The organism is Acinetobacter sp. 12966 (genome assembly GCF_031196995.1).
GTDB lineage: Bacteria > Pseudomonadota > Gammaproteobacteria > Pseudomonadales > Moraxellaceae > Acinetobacter > Acinetobacter geminorum.
This window is the reverse complement of record NZ_JAVIMC010000081.1, coordinates 1-227: the sequence shown is the minus strand read 5'-3', so window position 1 is coordinate 227 and position 227 is coordinate 1. Positions and strand designations below refer to the sequence as shown.

The window sequence follows — 227 nt, the reverse complement described above, 5'->3', positions numbered from 1 at the left end:
ATGATTGACAAAAGTAAGTCCTCACTAAGCGAGGTTCTATCGCAGATTAATGATGGTGCAACCATTCTGATTGGTGGTTTCGGTACCGCAGGACAACCCGCTGAACTCATTGATGGTCTTATTGAACTCGGTGTTAAAGGCCTGACTATTGTCAGCAACAATGCCGGTAATGGCGATTACGGTCTGGCTAAGCTACTTAAAGCTGGTTCGGTTAAAAAAGTCATCTG

Annotated in this window: 1 protein-coding gene; it reads left to right on the top strand. The window is 44.5% G+C overall.

From position 1 onward, the window contains the following. The coding region (locus RFW85_RS12440; RefSeq protein WP_309171578.1) for a CoA-transferase at positions 1-227 on the top strand (227 nt) is incomplete at its 3' end.